Source organism: Variovorax sp. 01T432, assembly GCF_056398605.1.
In genome coordinates this window covers 44,779-59,959 of record NZ_JBFTPS010000002.1, presented here as the reverse complement: position 1 = coordinate 59,959, position 15,181 = coordinate 44,779, and the positions used below count along the sequence as shown (strand labels likewise).

The 15,181-nt window shown below is 70.3% G+C and carries 16 protein-coding genes; 11 read left to right on the top strand and 5 right to left on the bottom strand.

All coding sequences use genetic code 11. The features are described from left to right. Nucleotides 1–12: 12 nt before the first annotated feature. The 4 genes from AC1DNF_RS01910 to AC1DNF_RS01895 are packed head-to-tail and all read right to left on the bottom strand — an operon-like array spanning nucleotide 13 to nucleotide 5,284. Complete coding sequence (locus AC1DNF_RS01910) at nucleotides 13–1,992, bottom strand: oxidoreductase (RefSeq protein WP_478146846.1); 1,980 nt, start codon at nucleotides 1,990–1,992, stop codon at nucleotides 13–15. A gap of 13 nt (nucleotides 1,993–2,005) precedes the next feature. Beyond that, complete coding sequence (locus AC1DNF_RS01905) at nucleotides 2,006–2,737, bottom strand: SDR family NAD(P)-dependent oxidoreductase (RefSeq protein WP_478146845.1); 732 nt, start codon at nucleotides 2,735–2,737, stop codon at nucleotides 2,006–2,008. A 19-nt stretch (nucleotides 2,738–2,756) separates the two neighbouring features. Then, nucleotides 2,757–3,587 carry an SDR family NAD(P)-dependent oxidoreductase gene (locus AC1DNF_RS01900; RefSeq protein WP_478146844.1) on the bottom strand — a complete coding sequence of 277 codons (831 nt, stop codon included), beginning with the start codon at nucleotides 3,585–3,587 and terminating at the stop codon, nucleotides 2,757–2,759. Further along, nucleotides 3,587–5,284: an FAD-dependent oxidoreductase gene (locus AC1DNF_RS01895; RefSeq protein ID WP_478146843.1), complete on the bottom strand. Its 1,698-nt coding sequence runs from the start codon at nucleotides 5,282–5,284 to the stop codon at nucleotides 3,587–3,589. The genes AC1DNF_RS01900 and AC1DNF_RS01895 overlap by 1 nt, the downstream gene beginning before the upstream one ends. 142 nt (nucleotides 5,285–5,426) lie before the next feature. Here AC1DNF_RS01895 and AC1DNF_RS01890 point away from each other — a divergent pair, with 142 nt between their 5' ends. From AC1DNF_RS01890 to AC1DNF_RS01840, 11 genes are all read left to right on the top strand, one after another. Next, nucleotides 5,427–6,209: an ABC transporter ATP-binding protein gene (locus tag AC1DNF_RS01890; RefSeq protein ID WP_478146842.1), complete on the top strand. Its 783-nt coding sequence runs from the start codon at nucleotides 5,427–5,429 to the stop codon at nucleotides 6,207–6,209. Beyond that, a complete protein-coding gene (locus AC1DNF_RS01885) occupies nucleotides 6,209–6,922 on the top strand; it encodes an ABC transporter ATP-binding protein (RefSeq protein WP_478146841.1) in 714 nt (237 codons plus the stop codon). Before AC1DNF_RS01890 ends, AC1DNF_RS01885 begins: the two co-directional genes overlap by 1 nt. Before the next feature lie 14 nt (nucleotides 6,923–6,936). After that, entirely contained in the window at nucleotides 6,937–7,809 is an 873-nt protein-coding gene (locus tag AC1DNF_RS01880; RefSeq protein WP_478146840.1) for a branched-chain amino acid ABC transporter permease, read from the top strand. Between the two features lie 149 nt (nucleotides 7,810–7,958). After that, a complete protein-coding gene (locus AC1DNF_RS01875; protein WP_478146839.1) occupies nucleotides 7,959–8,912 on the top strand; it encodes a branched-chain amino acid ABC transporter permease in 954 nt (317 codons plus the stop codon). A gap of 31 nt (nucleotides 8,913–8,943) precedes the next feature. Continuing rightward, the gene (locus AC1DNF_RS01870) at nucleotides 8,944–9,267 is read left to right on the top strand and encodes a 2Fe-2S iron-sulfur cluster-binding protein (RefSeq protein WP_478146838.1); all 324 of its coding nucleotides are present in this window, start codon (nucleotides 8,944–8,946) and stop codon (nucleotides 9,265–9,267) included. A gap of 30 nt (nucleotides 9,268–9,297) precedes the next feature. After that, complete coding sequence (locus tag AC1DNF_RS01865) at nucleotides 9,298–9,942, top strand: VOC family protein (protein WP_478146837.1); 645 nt, start codon at nucleotides 9,298–9,300, stop codon at nucleotides 9,940–9,942. 21 nt (nucleotides 9,943–9,963) lie between these two features. Further along, entirely contained in the window at nucleotides 9,964–10,431 is a 468-nt protein-coding gene (locus AC1DNF_RS01860) for a DUF3237 domain-containing protein (RefSeq protein ID WP_478146836.1), read from the top strand. Next, the gene (locus AC1DNF_RS01855) at nucleotides 10,428–11,216 is read left to right on the top strand and encodes an SDR family NAD(P)-dependent oxidoreductase (RefSeq protein ID WP_478146835.1); all 789 of its coding nucleotides are present in this window, start codon (nucleotides 10,428–10,430) and stop codon (nucleotides 11,214–11,216) included. The genes AC1DNF_RS01860 and AC1DNF_RS01855 overlap by 4 nt, the downstream gene beginning before the upstream one ends. 19 nt (nucleotides 11,217–11,235) lie before the next feature. After that, nucleotides 11,236–12,000 carry an SDR family NAD(P)-dependent oxidoreductase gene (locus AC1DNF_RS01850; RefSeq protein ID WP_478146834.1) on the top strand — a complete coding sequence of 255 codons (765 nt, stop codon included), beginning with the start codon at nucleotides 11,236–11,238 and terminating at the stop codon, nucleotides 11,998–12,000. A 15-nt stretch (nucleotides 12,001–12,015) separates the two neighbouring features. Then, nucleotides 12,016–13,260, top strand: coding sequence for a cytochrome P450 (locus AC1DNF_RS01845; protein WP_478146833.1), 1,245 nt, complete (start codon nucleotides 12,016–12,018; stop codon nucleotides 13,258–13,260). A gap of 8 nt (nucleotides 13,261–13,268) precedes the next feature. Further along, nucleotides 13,269–14,042 (top strand): SDR family NAD(P)-dependent oxidoreductase, encoded by a 774-nt coding sequence (locus AC1DNF_RS01840; protein WP_478146832.1) that lies wholly within the window; start codon nucleotides 13,269–13,271, stop codon nucleotides 14,040–14,042. A gap of 5 nt (nucleotides 14,043–14,047) precedes the next feature. Here AC1DNF_RS01840 and AC1DNF_RS01835 read toward each other — a convergent pair whose 3' ends face one another. Then, nucleotides 14,048–15,178 carry an ABC transporter substrate-binding protein gene (locus AC1DNF_RS01835; protein WP_478146831.1) on the bottom strand — a complete coding sequence of 377 codons (1,131 nt, stop codon included), beginning with the start codon at nucleotides 15,176–15,178 and terminating at the stop codon, nucleotides 14,048–14,050. Nucleotides 15,179–15,181 lie beyond the last annotated feature (3 nt).

Below are 15,181 nucleotides of genomic sequence, written 5' to 3'. Positions count from 1 at the left end.
GGGCATGCGGGCTCAGGCGATCGCGTGCGCTTCGCGGAAGCCTTCCAGCACCGCGTCGTCGGCTTCGCGCGGCGCGACGCAGTCGCCGATGCGGCGCACCGGCAGGCCGCGCGCCTTCAGCTGGTGGTAGAGCGCGTCGTCGCTGGTGCGCAGCATGGACAGCACCACGGTGTCGGCGGCCAGCGATTCGGCCGGGCCGGCCAGCGTGCTGCGCAGGATGGCGCGGCCAGGCTCGATGCGCTCGACCGAGGTGGAGGCGCGCAGCGCGATGCCGGCTTCCATCACGCGCGGCATGAGCCACGGCCAGTCCAGCGTGGCTTCGAGCTTGCGCCCGAGCAGGGCGTCGGCCGTGACGACCGTCACCTCGCGGCCCGCCGCCGCCAGCAGCCGCGCCAGCCCCAGCGGCAGGTAGTCGCCGTTGTCGTCGACGATCAGCACGCGACGGCCGCAGGCCGCCAGGTCGTCGAGCGCGCGCAGCGCGTCGACCACGTGCGGCAGCTCCGCGCCCGGGATGGCATCGCGGTCGGTGCGGAACATCGAGAAGCCGCTGCGCTGCCAGCGCGCGCCGGTGGCCACGATCACCTCATCGGCCGCCAGCGCCGCCACGGCATCGGCCGTGGCTTCCTTGTTCAGCAGCACCTCGACACCCTGCCGCCGCACCGAGGCCTCCAGGTCGTCGACCAGGAAGTTCCACGATGCATAGTCCGGCAGCAGGCCGGCCTTGCGGATCTGGCCGCCGAGCTGGCCGGCGCGTTCCCACAGCGTGACCCGATGCCCGCGCGAGGCCGCGGTGTCGGCGAACTTGAGCCCGCCGGGACCGCCGCCGATCACCAGCACCTTCTTCGCCGCGACGGCGGGCTTCGCCATCGCCACGCCGAACTGCAGCTCCCGCCCAGCCGCCGGGTTCACCGTGCAGCTGACGTTCTGGCCGAGCCTGCGCCAGCAGCCCTGGTTGGCGCCGACGCAGCGGCGCGTTTCCCGCGCACGGCCTTCCAGCGCCTTCTTCACGATCTCGGGGTCGGCAATGTGCGCGCGCACCAGGCCAACCATGTCCGACTGCCCGCGCCGCACGATCTCGGCCGCCGTCTCCAGCCCGCGCACCGAGCCCTGGATCAACAGCGGAATGCGGCCGCCGAGCGCGTCGCGCACCCGCGCCGCGTTGGCCGCCAGCGGCGCCGTCTCGCCGCTGGACTGCGGCGGCACCAGCTTGTGGTTCTGGTGGTAGTCGGTGTGCGACAGGCACACGTAGTCGAACAGCCGGGCCTGCTCCAGCAGCTGGAGCACGCGGATGGTTTCATGCGGCGTGGTGCCGGCCTCGCCCAGGTATTCGTCCAGGCTCAGCTTGATGCCGACGACGAAGTCGCTGCCGCAGCGCTGCCGCACCGCCTTGCCGATCTCCAGCGCGAGGCGCGCGCGACGCTCGGTGTCGCCGCCCCAGGCATCGTCGCGGCGATTCCAGTAGGGCGACAGGAAGTTGCTCAACAGGTAGCCGTGCGAGCCGTGGATCTCCACGCCGTCGCCGCCGCCCGCCTGGACGTTGGCGCAGGTGGCCGCGAAGCCTTCGATCACCTCGCGGATGTCTTCCTCCTCCATCGGCTTGGGCATCGCCCGGTGCACCGGCGAAGGGAGCTGCGAAGGCGCCATGACCGCGCCCCACAGGCCGATGTCGTCGGTGCGCCGGGTGCCGCTCGCGCCCATGTGCGTGATCTGCACGAACACCGGCACGCCCTCCTGCCGGCTGGGTGTCACGAATGCGCGGACCGCTTCGGCCCAGCCCGGCTCCCAGGGCGAGACACCGGCGCGGGCGCTGGCTGGGTGCACGTGGAAGCCGTGCGTGACGATCAGCCCCACGCCGCCGCGCGCGCGCTCGGCCAGGTAGGCGCCGTAGGGCGCCGGCGGCAGGCTCACCTGGTGCGCGGGCAGGTAGATCCGGTTGCGGCACTCCACGTGGCCGATGCGCACCGGGTTCCAGAGTGCATCGAGCGTGCTCATCTTGATGTGGCCCTCAGGAGAAGCACATGCCGCCGTTGACGTCCAGCACCGCCCCGGTGGTGAAGCTGGCGCCGCGCGAGGCCAGGAAGGCCGCCGGCCAGCCGATCTCCTCGGGCTGGCCCAGCCGCTTCATCGGGTACTGGTCCACCGTGAAGGGCTGGTTGGCCGAGATCAGCAGCGGCGTCAGGATCGGTCCGGGCGCGACGCCGTTCACGACCACGCCCGAAGCCGCCGCCTGGCGCGCGAAGTAGCGCACCAGCGCCGACAGGCCGCCCTTGGAGGCGGCGTAGGCCGGCTCCACGGCCAGCGTCGAGCCGGCATTGCGCGCCGCCATCGAGCTGGTGAGCACGATGCGGCCGCTGCCGCGCTTCATCATCGCCGGCAGCACGGCGCGCACCAGGTTGACCGGGCCCTTGACGTTAACGGCCATGGTGCGATCCAGCAGCGCCTCCCACTCGTCGCCGCCGTCCAGCCAGTCGCCCTTGACGTAGTAGCCGCTGGTGTCGATCAGCGCGTCGAGCGCGCCGATGTCCGCGACCAGCGCGTTGACGTCCGCGCGCTTCGTGTTGTCCAGCGCCGAGGCGCGCGCCTTCAACTCGTCGGCCAGCTCGGCGGGCGCCTTCAGGTCGGCGAGGAACAGCTCGGCGCCGAGCGCCGCGCACACGCGCGCCGTGGCGCCGCCGATGGCGCCGCCGGCGCCGGTGATCAGGATGCGCTCGCCGCGCAGGTCGAACAGGTTCTTCATGGGGAGTCCTTGGAGTGGGTTATTCGGGTTGGCCGTAGGCGCCGGCTTCCAGCAGCGCGCGCGAGCCCAGGTCGGCGCCGTTCCAGCGCGTGAAGAAGCCGGCGGAGCTGCCGCCGTCGACGGTCAGCACGGCGCCGTTGACGTAGCTGGCGGCATCCGACAGCAGGAAGAGGGTGGGGCCGGCCTGTTCGTCCGGGCGCGACAGGCGGCCGAGGGGGTTGCGGTCCACCATCGCATGCCGCAGGTGGTCCGGCGGGATATTGGCCTTGAGCAGCGGCGTGTCGACCACGCCCGGCGCCACCGCGTTGACGCGCACGCCGAAGCGGCCCCATTCGATCGCCAGCGCGCGGGTCAGGCCGATCACGCCGTGCTTGGAGGCGCTGTAGTGCGCGCGTCCCGCATGGCCGCCCAGGCCGTCGATCGAGGCGATCGTGACGATGGCGCCCCGCCGGCGCGCCACCATGCGCCTGCCCACCGGCTGCACCGAGCGGAACATGCCGGTGAGGTTGACGTCCAGGCAGCGGGTCCAGATCTCGTCGGGCATCTCGTGGGCGGCCGAGGGCGGCGAGATGCCGGCGCAGGCCACCATGCCGTCGATGGCGCCGAACGCTTCTTCGACACGGGCCACGGCGGCCTCGCACGCCACCGCGTCGCGCACGTCCAGCGTCTCGGCCGTGGCCTGGGCGCCCAGCTCGCGCAACTCGGCGGCCACCTGGGCGGCCCGTTCGGCCACCGCATCGACCACCGCCACCCGCGCGCCGCCGCGCGCGGCCTCGATGCCGATCGCGCGGCCGATGCCGCTGCCCCCGCCCGTGATGAAGATCACCCGGTCCTCGAGTCCGTAGTCCATCATGCCGCCTCCGCGAGTTCCTGGCGGCCGGCCCGCGCGCGGCCATCGGCCATGTGCCGCGCCGCGATGTAGCCGAAGGTCATGGCCGGCCCGATGCTGCTGCCGCCGCCGGGGTAGCGGCCGCGCATCATCGAGTTCATGTCGAGGCCGGCGGCATAGAGCCCGGGAATGGCCTGCCTCCGCGCGTCCAGCACCTGGGCGCGGCCGTTGGTCTCGAGTCCGCCGACCGTGCTGAGGTCGCCCGGATGGAGCGCGACGGCGTAGTAGGGCCCCGCGCCCACCGGACCCACGGAGGGGTTGGGCTGATGCGTCTGGTCGCCGCGAAACCTCGAGTGGGCGTCCGCGCCCTTGCCGAACTCCGGGTCCTCGCCGCGCCGCGCCGCTTCGTCGAAGCGCCGCACCGTCTCTTCCAGTGCAAGAGGGTCGGTGCCGATCTTGCGCGCCAGTTCCTCCAGCGTGGCCGCCTCCACCAGGTAGCCCGCATCGACAAAGCGCTGCGGATTGAAGGGTTCGGGCCGCGCCAGCCCCAGGCCGTAGGTGCGCACGAAATCGCGATTGGCGATCAGGTGCACCTTGGTGAGGCCGCGTTCGTGCATGGTCCGCACGAAGGTCTGGTAGGAAGTGCCCTCGTTGACGAAGCGGCGGCCCCGCGGGTCCACCGCGATGCAGCCGGGCATGGCGCGGTCGATGAAGATGTGCGGGTACTTCACGATGCTGCCGTCCGGCTTGCGAAGCACCGACACCGGCGTCCAGATGCAGTCGCCCGCGTGCGCCGGGTCGTGCACCGCGCCGGCGGCCAGGCCCAGCTGGATGCCGTCGCCCACATTGCCTTCCGGCTGCAGCGAGTGGTGGTGCTCGGCGAAGGGGATGTACCTGGCGCGCATCTTCTCGTTGGCGCCGAAGCCGCCGGTCGCCAGCAGCACGCCTTGCCGCGCGCCGATGCGGGTGCGCTGGCCGTCGTGCTCCACCACCACGCCGCGGACGGCGCCGTCCTCGACGATCAACTCCAGCGCCGGCGTGTTCTTCCACAGCGTGACGCCGGCATGGATGGCCGAGTGGAAGAGCCGCGCCGCCAGCGCATTGCCGTTCACGAGGCGGGTGCCGCGGCCGTGCCGCACCCGGTCGCCGACGAAGCGGCGCATCACCCTGGCCGTGTGCGTGAAGCCGGCCCAGGTCTTCAGCGCGTGGCGCATGGGGTGGATGTCGGCGCCCTCGACCTGCATGCTGCCGAACAGCATCAACTGCGGCAGCGGCATGCGCAGGTCGCCCAGCCGATCGCCCAGCAGGCGGCCGTCGAACTCCGGCGTGAGCAGCGAGCGGCAGCGCGCGGCGCCCGGCAGGTCGCTCTCGTAGTCGGGCAGGGGGAAGGGCTTGAAACGCACCTCCGAGTGGCTCTCCATGAACTGCAGCATGGCCGCGGCGTTGTCCAGGTAGCTGGTGACCAGGTCCTCGTCGAAGGCCTCGCCTAGCACGGCGCGCAGATAGGTCTCGGCCGCCGCGCGGCTGTCGTCCAGGCCGATCTGCTTCATCACGTGGTTGCAGGGAATCCAGGGCGCGCCGCCGGAATAGGCGGTGGTGCCGCCGAACAGGCCGGTCTTCTCCACCACCAGCACTTCCAGTCCGAGCTGGCGGGCCGTGAGGGCGGCCGTGAGTCCGGCGGCGCCGCTGCCGATGACTACGACGTCGGTTTCGATCATGAGGGTGCCTTTCGCTTGAATGCTTCGCCGAATGTGGCAGCGGCCTCCCCGGGCGTCTGTCCCCGTGCCAAGGGACAAGGCCCCGTGGCGGTACCACCGGCAGGGGACAGACGCGGCTGCCTTCGGCGCGAATACTCCGCCCATGTCTTCCACCTCCGATGTCCTGCTGCGCGTGAGCGACCTTTCCGTGCGCTTCGGCGGCATCGTCGCGCTCGACGGCATTTCGTTCGACGTGCGCCGCGGCCAGATCTGCGGCGTCATCGGTCCCAACGGCGCCGGCAAGACGACGCTCTTCAATTGCCTGAGCCGCCTGTACACGCCGGCGGCCGGCAGCATCCGCTTCGACGGCGAGGACTTGCTGGCCAAGCCGCAGCACGCCATCGCCGCGGCCGGCATCGGCCGCACCTTCCAGAACGTGGCGCTGTTCCCGGCCATGACGGTGCGCGAGAACGTGATGGTGGGCCGCCACTGCCGCACCGCCACCGGCTACCTCGCGAACGCTTTCCGCCTGGGCGCGGTGCGGCGCGAGGAGGCCGAGGTGCGCGAGTGCACCGACCGCCTGCTGGCCCTGCTGGACCTGGGCGAAGTGGCGCAGACGCCGGTCAAGCATCTGTCCTTCGGCACCCGCAAGCGCGTCGAGATGGCGCGCGCGCTGGTGGCCGACCCCAAGCTGCTGCTGCTGGACGAGCCGGCCGCCGGCCTCAACCACGAGGAGGTGGACGGCCTGCGCCAGCTGATCACGGACGTGCGCGACCGCTTCCGCGTCACCGTGCTGCTGGTGGAGCACCACCTCAACCTGGTCATGCGCGTGTCGGACCAGGTGGTGGCCATGAACTTCGGCCGCAAGATCGCCGACGGCCCGCCCGCCCAGGTGCAGGCGGACCCGGAAGTCGTGCGCGCCTATCTCGGAACGGAGACCGCCTGATGGCCGCCCTGCTGGAAGCGAAGAACGTCGAAGCCTTCTACGGCCCCACCCGCGTGCTCAAGGGCATCGACTTCGAGGTGGCCGAAGGCGGCATCACCACCATCCTGGGCGCCAACGGCGCGGGCAAGACCAGCACCCTGCGCGCGCTCAGCGGCCTGGTGCGGCGCACCGGCGAGATCCGCTTCGCCGGCCAGCGCATCGACGGCCACAGCACCGAGAAGATCGCCGCGCTCGGCATCGCCCACGTGCCCGACGGCCGCGGCACGCTGGTCAACATGACGGTGGAGGAGAACCTGCGCGTGGGCGCCTACCTGCGCCGCGACAAGCAGGAGGTCGCGCGGAGCATGGACCGCATGTTCGGCTACTTCCCCCGCCTGCGCGAACGACGCCAGCAGCAGGCCGGCACGCTCTCCGGCGGCGAGCAGCAGATGCTGGCCATCAGCCGCGCGCTGATGCAGCGGCCGAAGCTGCTGCTGATGGACGAGCCCTCCTTCGGCCTGGCGCCGCTCATCATCCGCGAGATCTTCGAGATCATGCGCATCATCAACAAGCAGGAGGGCGTGAGCATCCTGCTGGTGGAGCAGAACGTGGCTCGCGCGCTGGAGCTGGCCGACCACGCCTGGCTGCTGGAGACGGGAAGCACCGTCATGTCCGGCACGGCGAAGGAGCTGCGCGACGACGCGCAGATCCGCCGCTCCTATCTCGGCTTCTAGGAAAGACGCACCTCATGTACAGCCTGCTGCAACAGCTCGCCTCCGGCATCGCCATGGGCGGCATCTACGCCTGCCTGGGGCTGGCGCTGGTGATGATCTACCAGTCCACCCACCACATCAATTTCGCGCAGGGCGAGATGGCGATGTTCTCCACCTTCATCGCCTTCCTGCTGCTCAAGTGGGGGCTGCCCTACTGGGCCGCCGCGCTCCTCACGCTGGCCTTCGGCTTCGTGGCCGGCTTCGCCATCGAACGGCTGGTGCTGCGGCCGCTGGGCGAGGTGCCGGAGCTGTCGGTGATCGTCGTCTTCATCGGCCTGTTCGTCGGCATCAACTCGCTGGCCGGGTGGATCTTCGGCCACCAGCTCGAACCCTTCCCCAGCCCGTTCCCGGAAAGGCTGCCGGGGGGCTCGATGCTGATCTCCGGCCACGAGGCGGGGACGGTGGTCGTGGTCTTCGTGGTGATGGCGCTCCTCTTCGGATTCCTGCGCTTCACCAAGGTCGGGCTGGCGATGCGCGCCTCGGCCGAGAACCCGGTGTCCTCGCGGCTGGCGGGCATTCCGGTGTCGCTGATGCTCTCGCTCGGCTGGGGCCTGTCGGCGCTCATCGGCGCGGTGGCGGGACTGATGGTGGCACCGGTGGTCTTCCTGGAGCCCAACATGATGGGGGGCGTGCTGATCTACGCCTTCGCCGGGGCCCTGCTGGGCGGCATCGACAACCCGTGGGGGGCGGTGGCCGGCGGTTTGATCGTGGGCGTGATCGAGAACCTGGCCGGCACCTACGTGGTGGGCACCGAGCTGAAGCTCTCGCTGGCCCTGGTGCTGATCGTCGGCGTGCTGCTGATCCGGCCCTCGGGCATCTTCGGGCGCAAGCTGGTGGCACGAGTATGAGCGAGCACACCCCCAGGCTTCGCGCACTTCGTGTCGCATCGCCTTCCCCCTCTCCGGGGGCAACACCGGCGGACCGGCAGAGCCCGATCCGTGGTGTTCCGGGATGGGGGGGCGGTGGCGGTGGGGGCGCGGGTTTGTCTTGGCGGTGGGTGGCATTGGGGGGGCTTGCGCTGGCGGCGCTGGCGGTGCCCTTCTTGCTGTCGGACTACCGCATCTTCCTTTTCACCATGACGCTGATCACGGCGATCGCGGTGCTGGGGCTGAACATGCTGGTGGGCTACAACGGCCAGCTCTCGCTGGGGCACGGCGCGCTCTACGCACTGGGCGCCTACGTCACGGCAGGGCTGATGGAACACGCCGGCTTCGCCTGGTGGGCCACGCTGCCAGTCTCGGCGATCGTGTGCTTCGTCTTCGGCTTCCTGTTCGGCTGGCCGGCGCTGCGCCTGCGCGGCCACTACCTGGCACTGGCCACCTTCGCGCTGGCACTGGCGACGCCGCAACTGCTCAAGCACAAGGCGCTGGAGTCCTGGACCGGCGGCGTGCAAGGCCTCAGCCTGCTCAAGCCCGAAGCCCCTTTCGGACTTCCGCTGTCGTCCGACCAGTGGCTGTACCTGGTCGTGCTCGCGATCGCGGCCTTCCTCTTCCTGTGCGCCTGGAACATGCTGCGCGGCCGGCTGGGGCGCGCGACCATCGCGATCCGCGAGCAGCCGATCGCCGCCTCCGCGATGGGCGTGAACGTGCCCTACATCAAGGCCATGACCTTCGGCATCAGCGCGCTCTACACCGGCGTGGCCGGCTCGCTGGGCGCGATCGCCACGGCCTTCATCGCACCGGACAGCTTCGGCATGTTCGTCTCGATCTTCCTGCTGGTCGGCGTCGTGGTCGGCGGCCTCGGCACGATCTCCGGCGCGCTGGTGGGCGCCGCGTTCATCCAGTTCATTCCCAACGTCGCCGACCAGATCTCCAAGTCCGCGCCCTCGGCCATCTTCGCCGGCTTCCTGATCCTGTGCATGTTCCTGATGCCGCAGGGCTTCGTCGGCCTGGTGCGCGACGGCATGCGCCGCCTGCGCGATCGCGGCCAACGTCCCCGGCGAGGGGACTGACGGCCGCGCGCCCCTGAACGAAAGTCACGATATGCCACTCGTCATCTACATCCATCCGAACGGCGAACGCGCCGAAGTCGAAGTCGCCAATGGCCAGAACCTGATGCTGGCCGCGACGGCGCACGATCTCAACGGCATCGTCGGCGACTGCGGCGGCGTGATGAGCTGCGCCACCTGCCACGTGATCGTGGACGACGCATTCGCCACGCTGCTGCCGCAGCCGGTCGACACCGAGAACCAGATGCTCGACTACACCGCCGCGCCGCGCGAAGCCGGCAGCCGGCTGTCCTGCCAGATCGTCATGAGCGATGCGCTCGACGGCATCGCGGTTCGCATCGCCGATCCGCAACTGTAAGAACCACTTCCCACTCCGGAGAACCCTCCCATGCAAGCCACAGCCCCCGAGACCCGCGCGAAGCCCCAGGCCGTCCTGACGCCCAACCCCGGCCTCACGCCGATGATGCTCAATCACGCGGCCTGGGTGACTCCCGACGCGGCGGCCACCACCGACTTCTACACCCGCATCATGGGGATGGAACTCGCCAGCACCGTGCTGGACGACAGCGTGCCTTCGACCGGCGACGCCATTCCCTATTTCCACATCTTCTTCCGCATGGGCGACGGCTCCACGCTGGCCTTCTTCGAGGCCCCCGGCGTGCCGCCCCCGTCCAAGGCCAGCCACACGGCCTACGACATCTTCAATCACATCGCGCTGCAGGCGAAGGACCGCGCCGAGGTGCTGCGCTGGTACGACTGGCTCAAGTCGCAGGGCGTCGACGTGATCGGGCCGACGGACCACAAGGGCCTGATCCTGTCGATCTACTTCCACGATCCGGCCGGCATCCGGCTGGAGATCACGACCCCGCTGGACAAGGAGTGGAACCGCCACACCGAGAAGGGCTACGCCGACCTGAAGCTGTGGGAAGAGTGCAAGGCCAAGGCCAGGACCGAAGGGCGCGACGTGCCGGAGGCGCTGCTCGAACTCATCAAGGACGTGCGCAAGCGCTACGAGAAGAAGGAGCAGGCATGAGCACGGCGCGGAGCTGAGGCGATGACCCCCATCGAGCTGCGCCCCCTGTTCACCCTCAAGGCCGACGTGAATGCGCCGGCCCAGCTGGTGGGTGCCGTGCCCCAGGGCTACACACGGCGCGTGATGTGCGTCGACGGCGGTCGCTTCGAGGGCGAGCGCCTGCGCGGCCGGGTGCTGCCGGGCGGGGCCGACGTGGTGCTGGAGCGGCCCGACGGCGGCCTGCACCTCGACGTGCGCCTCGTGCTCGAGACCGACGCCGGCGAACTCGTCTACATGACCTACAGCGGCCGGCGCAACGGGTCGACGCCGGAGATCATGCGCAAGATCGTCAACCGCGAGCCCATCCCGCGCGGCGCCGACTACTTCCGCGTCGCGGTGCAGTTCGAGACGGCCGCGCCCGGACTGCTGTGGCTCAACGACAGGATCGCGATCGGCACCGGCACCCGCGAGCCCGACGGGCCGGTGTACGACATCTGGGAAGTGGCATGAAGCGCTTCGCCGGCCGCGCGGCCATCGTCACCGCCGCCGCCTCGGGCATCGGCCGCGCCATCGCGCTGCGGCTGCACGAGGAGGGCGCCCGGGTGCTGGCGGTCGACATCAACGACGAGGGCCTGGCCGCGCTGCCGCGCTCGGACACGCTGCGCACCCTGGTCGCCGACGTCACCGCCAGTGGGGCACCGCAGGCGATCGTCGACGCGTGCCTGCGCCACTTCGACGGCATCCGCGTGCTGGTCAACAACGCCGGGCTCGGCAACTGCCCGGCCTTCCACGAGACCACCGACGCCGACTACCAGAAGTTCGCCGACATCAACCAGAAGGCGACCTTCATGATCACCCGCGCCGCGTTCCCGGCGCTGATCCGATCCGGCGGGGTGGTGCTGAACATCGCGTCCACGCTGGGCCTGGTCGGGTACCGGCGGCAGGCCGTGTACTCGATGGCCAAGGCCGGCGTGATCGGCCTGACCCGCAATCTGGCCGCCGACTACGCCGACCAGGGCATCCGCGTCAACGCCATCGCCCCCGGCATCATCGCCACGCCGCAGACCGCGGGGCGCCTGGACACGGCGCGCTTCCAGGCCACGATCGTCGGCACCACGCCGATGGGGCGGCCCGGCATGCCCGAGGAGATCGCGGGCGCCGCCGCCTTCCTGTGCAGCGACGACGCGGGCTACGTCACCGGCCAGGTGCTGGCGGTCGACGGCGGCCAGACCACGAGCGCCTACATCAGCGAGCCATTGGTGCAGTGCTGGGTCGACGCCCACCCGGACCATTGAATCCCAGGAGCCTTTCTTCATGCGCATCGCACTCATCACCGGCGCCGCGGGCGGGCTGGGGCTGGCCAGCGCCCGCAGGCTGGCCGAGGAAGGCCTGAGCATCGCCGTGGCGGACCTGCATGCGCAGGCCGCCGAACGCGCCGCCGCCATGCTGCCCGGCAGCGGCCACATCGGGCTGGCCTGCAACGTGGCCGACGAAGACAGCGTGCGCGCGGCCTTCGACACCACGGAAAAGAGGCTGGGCCGCGTCGGCGTGCTGGTGTGCTTCGCCGGCATCCTCAGCGCCCATCCCGCGCCTGGCCGGCTGCCGACCGTGGACATCACGCTGCAGGAGTGGGAAGGCGTCATGCGCGTTAACGCGCTCGGCACCTTCCTGTGCGTGCGCGAGATGCTGCGCCGCTCGGCCGGCCGCACCCTCGAACACGGCCGCATCGTCACCGTCGCCTCGCTGGCCGGGCAGATGGGCGGCATGCAGAGCGGCGCGGCCTACAGCGCGTCCAAGGGCGCGGTGCTGGCCCTGTCGAAGGTCGTGGCGCGCGAGGCGGCATCGCTGGGCATCACGGTCAACACCGTGGCGCCCGGCCCGATCGACACGCCGATGCTGCAGCAGACGGTGCCCACCGGCAGCGGCGGCGAAAAATACATGGGCACGGCGGCGGTGCCGCTGGGCCGCATCGGGCTGCCGGAGGAAATCGCCGCCGCGGTCGCGTACCTGGTCTCACCCGGCGCCGGCTTCGTCACCGGCGCCACCCTCGACGTCAACGGCGGCATGCTGATGCGCTGAACAGGAGAAGCACGAATGAACACCACCGCAGTCTGTCCCTTCCAGTCCGCCACCCGGGACTTCAAGCCCTACTACACCCCCGAGCTGCACGCCGCATTCGAAGTGCAGCGGCGCACGGAGCCGGTGTTCTGGTGCGAGGAGATCGGCTACTGGGTGCTGACCCGGCACAGCGATGTGTACGCGGTGCTGCACGACGGCGAGCGCTTCTCCTCGCAGAACACCACGCGGCCGGTCACGCCCATGCCGCCGGACGCCGAGGCCATCCTGCGAGAGGGCGGCTTCCTCAACCAGACCGGCAGCCACTCCAGCCTGAACGGCGCGGTGCACAAGCGCATCCGCGGCGTCACCAGCCAGACGCTCAACCTGCGCGAGTTCGTCAAGCTCGAGCCGCACATCCGTCGCCTGGTGGGCGAGGCGATCGACCGCATCGCCGGCAAGGACGAGGTCGACCTGCTGGCCGAGGTCAACTACGAGCTGCCGGCGCATGTGGTGTTCAAGCTGATGGGCATCCCGGACGCGGATGTCCCCGACGTCAAGAAATGGGCCGGCGCGCGCAGCGTGATCGACTTCAGCCCGGCGACGCACGAGCAGCAGCTGGAGGGCGCGAGGAACATGGTGGCCTTCTGGCAGTACTGCGCGGCAATGGTGGCCGACCGGCAGAAGAACCCGGGCGACGACTTCACCAGCCGTATGCTGGCCATCCGCAATGGCGACGACAGCGTGATCAGCATCCCCGAGATCATCACCCACACTTTCGGCGTTGCCTTCGCCGGCCACGAGACCACCACCAACCAGCTGACCAACACCTTCCGCTCGCTGCTGGAGAACCGCGGCCAGTGGGAGGCGCTGTGCGCCGATCCGACGCTGGCCGCCAACACGGTGGAGGAGGGCATGCGCTATGCGGGGGCGGTGATCGGCTGGCGCCGCATCGCGCTGCAGGACGTGGAGTTCCGCGGCGTCAGGATCCCCGAGGGCGCGCCGATCATGCTGTCCTTCGCCTCGGCCAATCGTGACGAGGAGGTGTTCCCGGAGCCGCACAGGTTCGACATCCGGCGCGCCAACGCGCGCAAGCAGCTGACCTTCGGCAACGGCGTCCACTTCTGCCTGGGCGCGCCGCTGGCGCGGCTGGAGATGAAGATCGTGTTCGAGGAATTCGCCAAGCGCTTCCCCAGGATGCGGCTGGTGGAGCCGGACACGGCGCGGCACCTGCACACCTTCGTGTTCCGCGCGGCCGATGCGCTGCGGGTGCGGCTGCAATGAGCGCCCGCGTGTTCGAAGACAAGGTGGCGGTGGTCACCGGCGGCGCCAGCGGCGTCGGCCTGGCCCTGGTGCGCCAGCTGCTGGAGGCCGGCGCGAAGGTGGCGGTGGTGGACCGCGATGCCGCGTCGCTGGACCGGGCGCTGGAAGGGCTGGACGGCAGCCGCGTGCTGGCGCTGCGCGCCGACGTGGCGCAGGACGCCAGCGCGCAGCGCTACGCCGATGCCACGGTGCAGAGATGGGGCCGCATCGACCTGTTCCACAACAATGCCGCCATCGTCGGCCCGCAGTCCCCGCTGCTGGACTTCCGCATGGCGGACTTCGACCGCATCTTCGCCGTCAACGTGCGCGGCGTGCTGCTGGGGATGCAGGCGGTGGGCAAGGTGATGCGGGCGCGGGGCGGGGGCGCGATGGTGAACACCTCCTCCGTGTCGGGCCAGCGCAGCAGCCGGGTCGAAGCGGGGCTCGGCGTCTATGGCGCATCGAAGGCCGCGGTGATCCGCATGACCCGGCAGGCGGCGCTGGAGTTCGCGCCGCACGACATCCGCATCAACGTGATCTGCCCGGGGCCGATCGACACGCCCTTGCTCCGAAGCACCTTCCGGGTCGAGGGGCGCGACGAGGCGCAGGTGGAGGCGGCGCTGAAGCAGCACTTCCTGAACCAGCCGCTGCACCGGGCGGCGACGGCGCAGGAGGTGGCGAACCTGGTGTTCTGGCTGCTCGGGCCGCAGGCGAGCTTCGTCACCGGCGGGGTCTACAACGTCGATGGCGGCATGACCGCCTGAGCGCGTTATCGGACGGCGACGAAGTTGCCGTCCTTCACCTGCAGCAGCACCCCGCCATAGCTCGGGTTGCGCCCCGCATCCACGCTCCACATCCCGTTGCCCAGGACCATCGGCACCTTGTTCAGCTTGGCCAGCTCGTCGCGGATCTTCGCGCGGTCCGGGTCCGGCCCGGCGTTCTTCACCGCCTGCACCGCCACCTGGCCGAGCGCGTAGCCCATGCCCGCCCAGTTGTCCGGCATCGCCTTGTACCTGACCTGGTAGGCCTTGACGAAGGCCTGGTTCATCGGCGCCGGATTGTTGGGCGAATAGTCGGAGACGACGTAGGTGCCTTCCACCGCCTTCCCGCCGGCCTTGATGAAGCCGAGCGAGCCGAGCGTGGACGGGCCGATGAACTTCACCTTGGAGTCCAGGCCGGCCTGGCGGATCTGCAGGATCAGGTTGGCCGTCACCTCGGCCGGCGCGGCGATGAAGATGGCATCGGTCGGCGTGGCCGCCACCTTGGTGGCCAGTGCCAGGAAGTTGGATTCGGAGGAGACGAACTTCTCGTCGGCGACGATCTTCGCGCCCGCCTTGGTCAGGTAGTCGCCCAGCGCCTCCTTCTGCCCGACGTAGCCGTCGTTGCTCTGGTCGTGCAGCAGGACGATGCGGCTGACGCCCAGCTGCTCCACCGCGAGCTTGCCCAGGAAACCCATGATGTCCACCGGCGTGGCCTGGATCTTGAAGGCCCACGGGCCGGTGGCCAGGATGCCGGGCGAACTGCCGATGGCCAGGATCGGCACCTTCAGGTCGTTGGCCACGGGCGCGCCGGCCAGCGCTTCGCCGCTGATGGTGGGACCCAGGATCAGCATCACGTTGTCGCGCTTGACGAACTGGTTGACCAGGTTGATGGTCTGGCCCTTGTCGCCGGCCGTGTCGCCTTCGAAGACCTTGAACTTGTTGCCGCCGGGGAGGCCCTGCGCATTGGCTTCTTCCAGGGCCTGCTTCATTCCGTTCTGGATCGGCACGCCGCCGAAGGCATAGGTGCCGGTCATGGCGTTGAACACGCCGACCGGGATCTCCTTGCCTTGCCCGAAGGCCAGGCCGCTGGTGGCGAGAAGGAGCGCGCCGGCGGCGACGGCTCTGCGTTGGATGGGCATGTT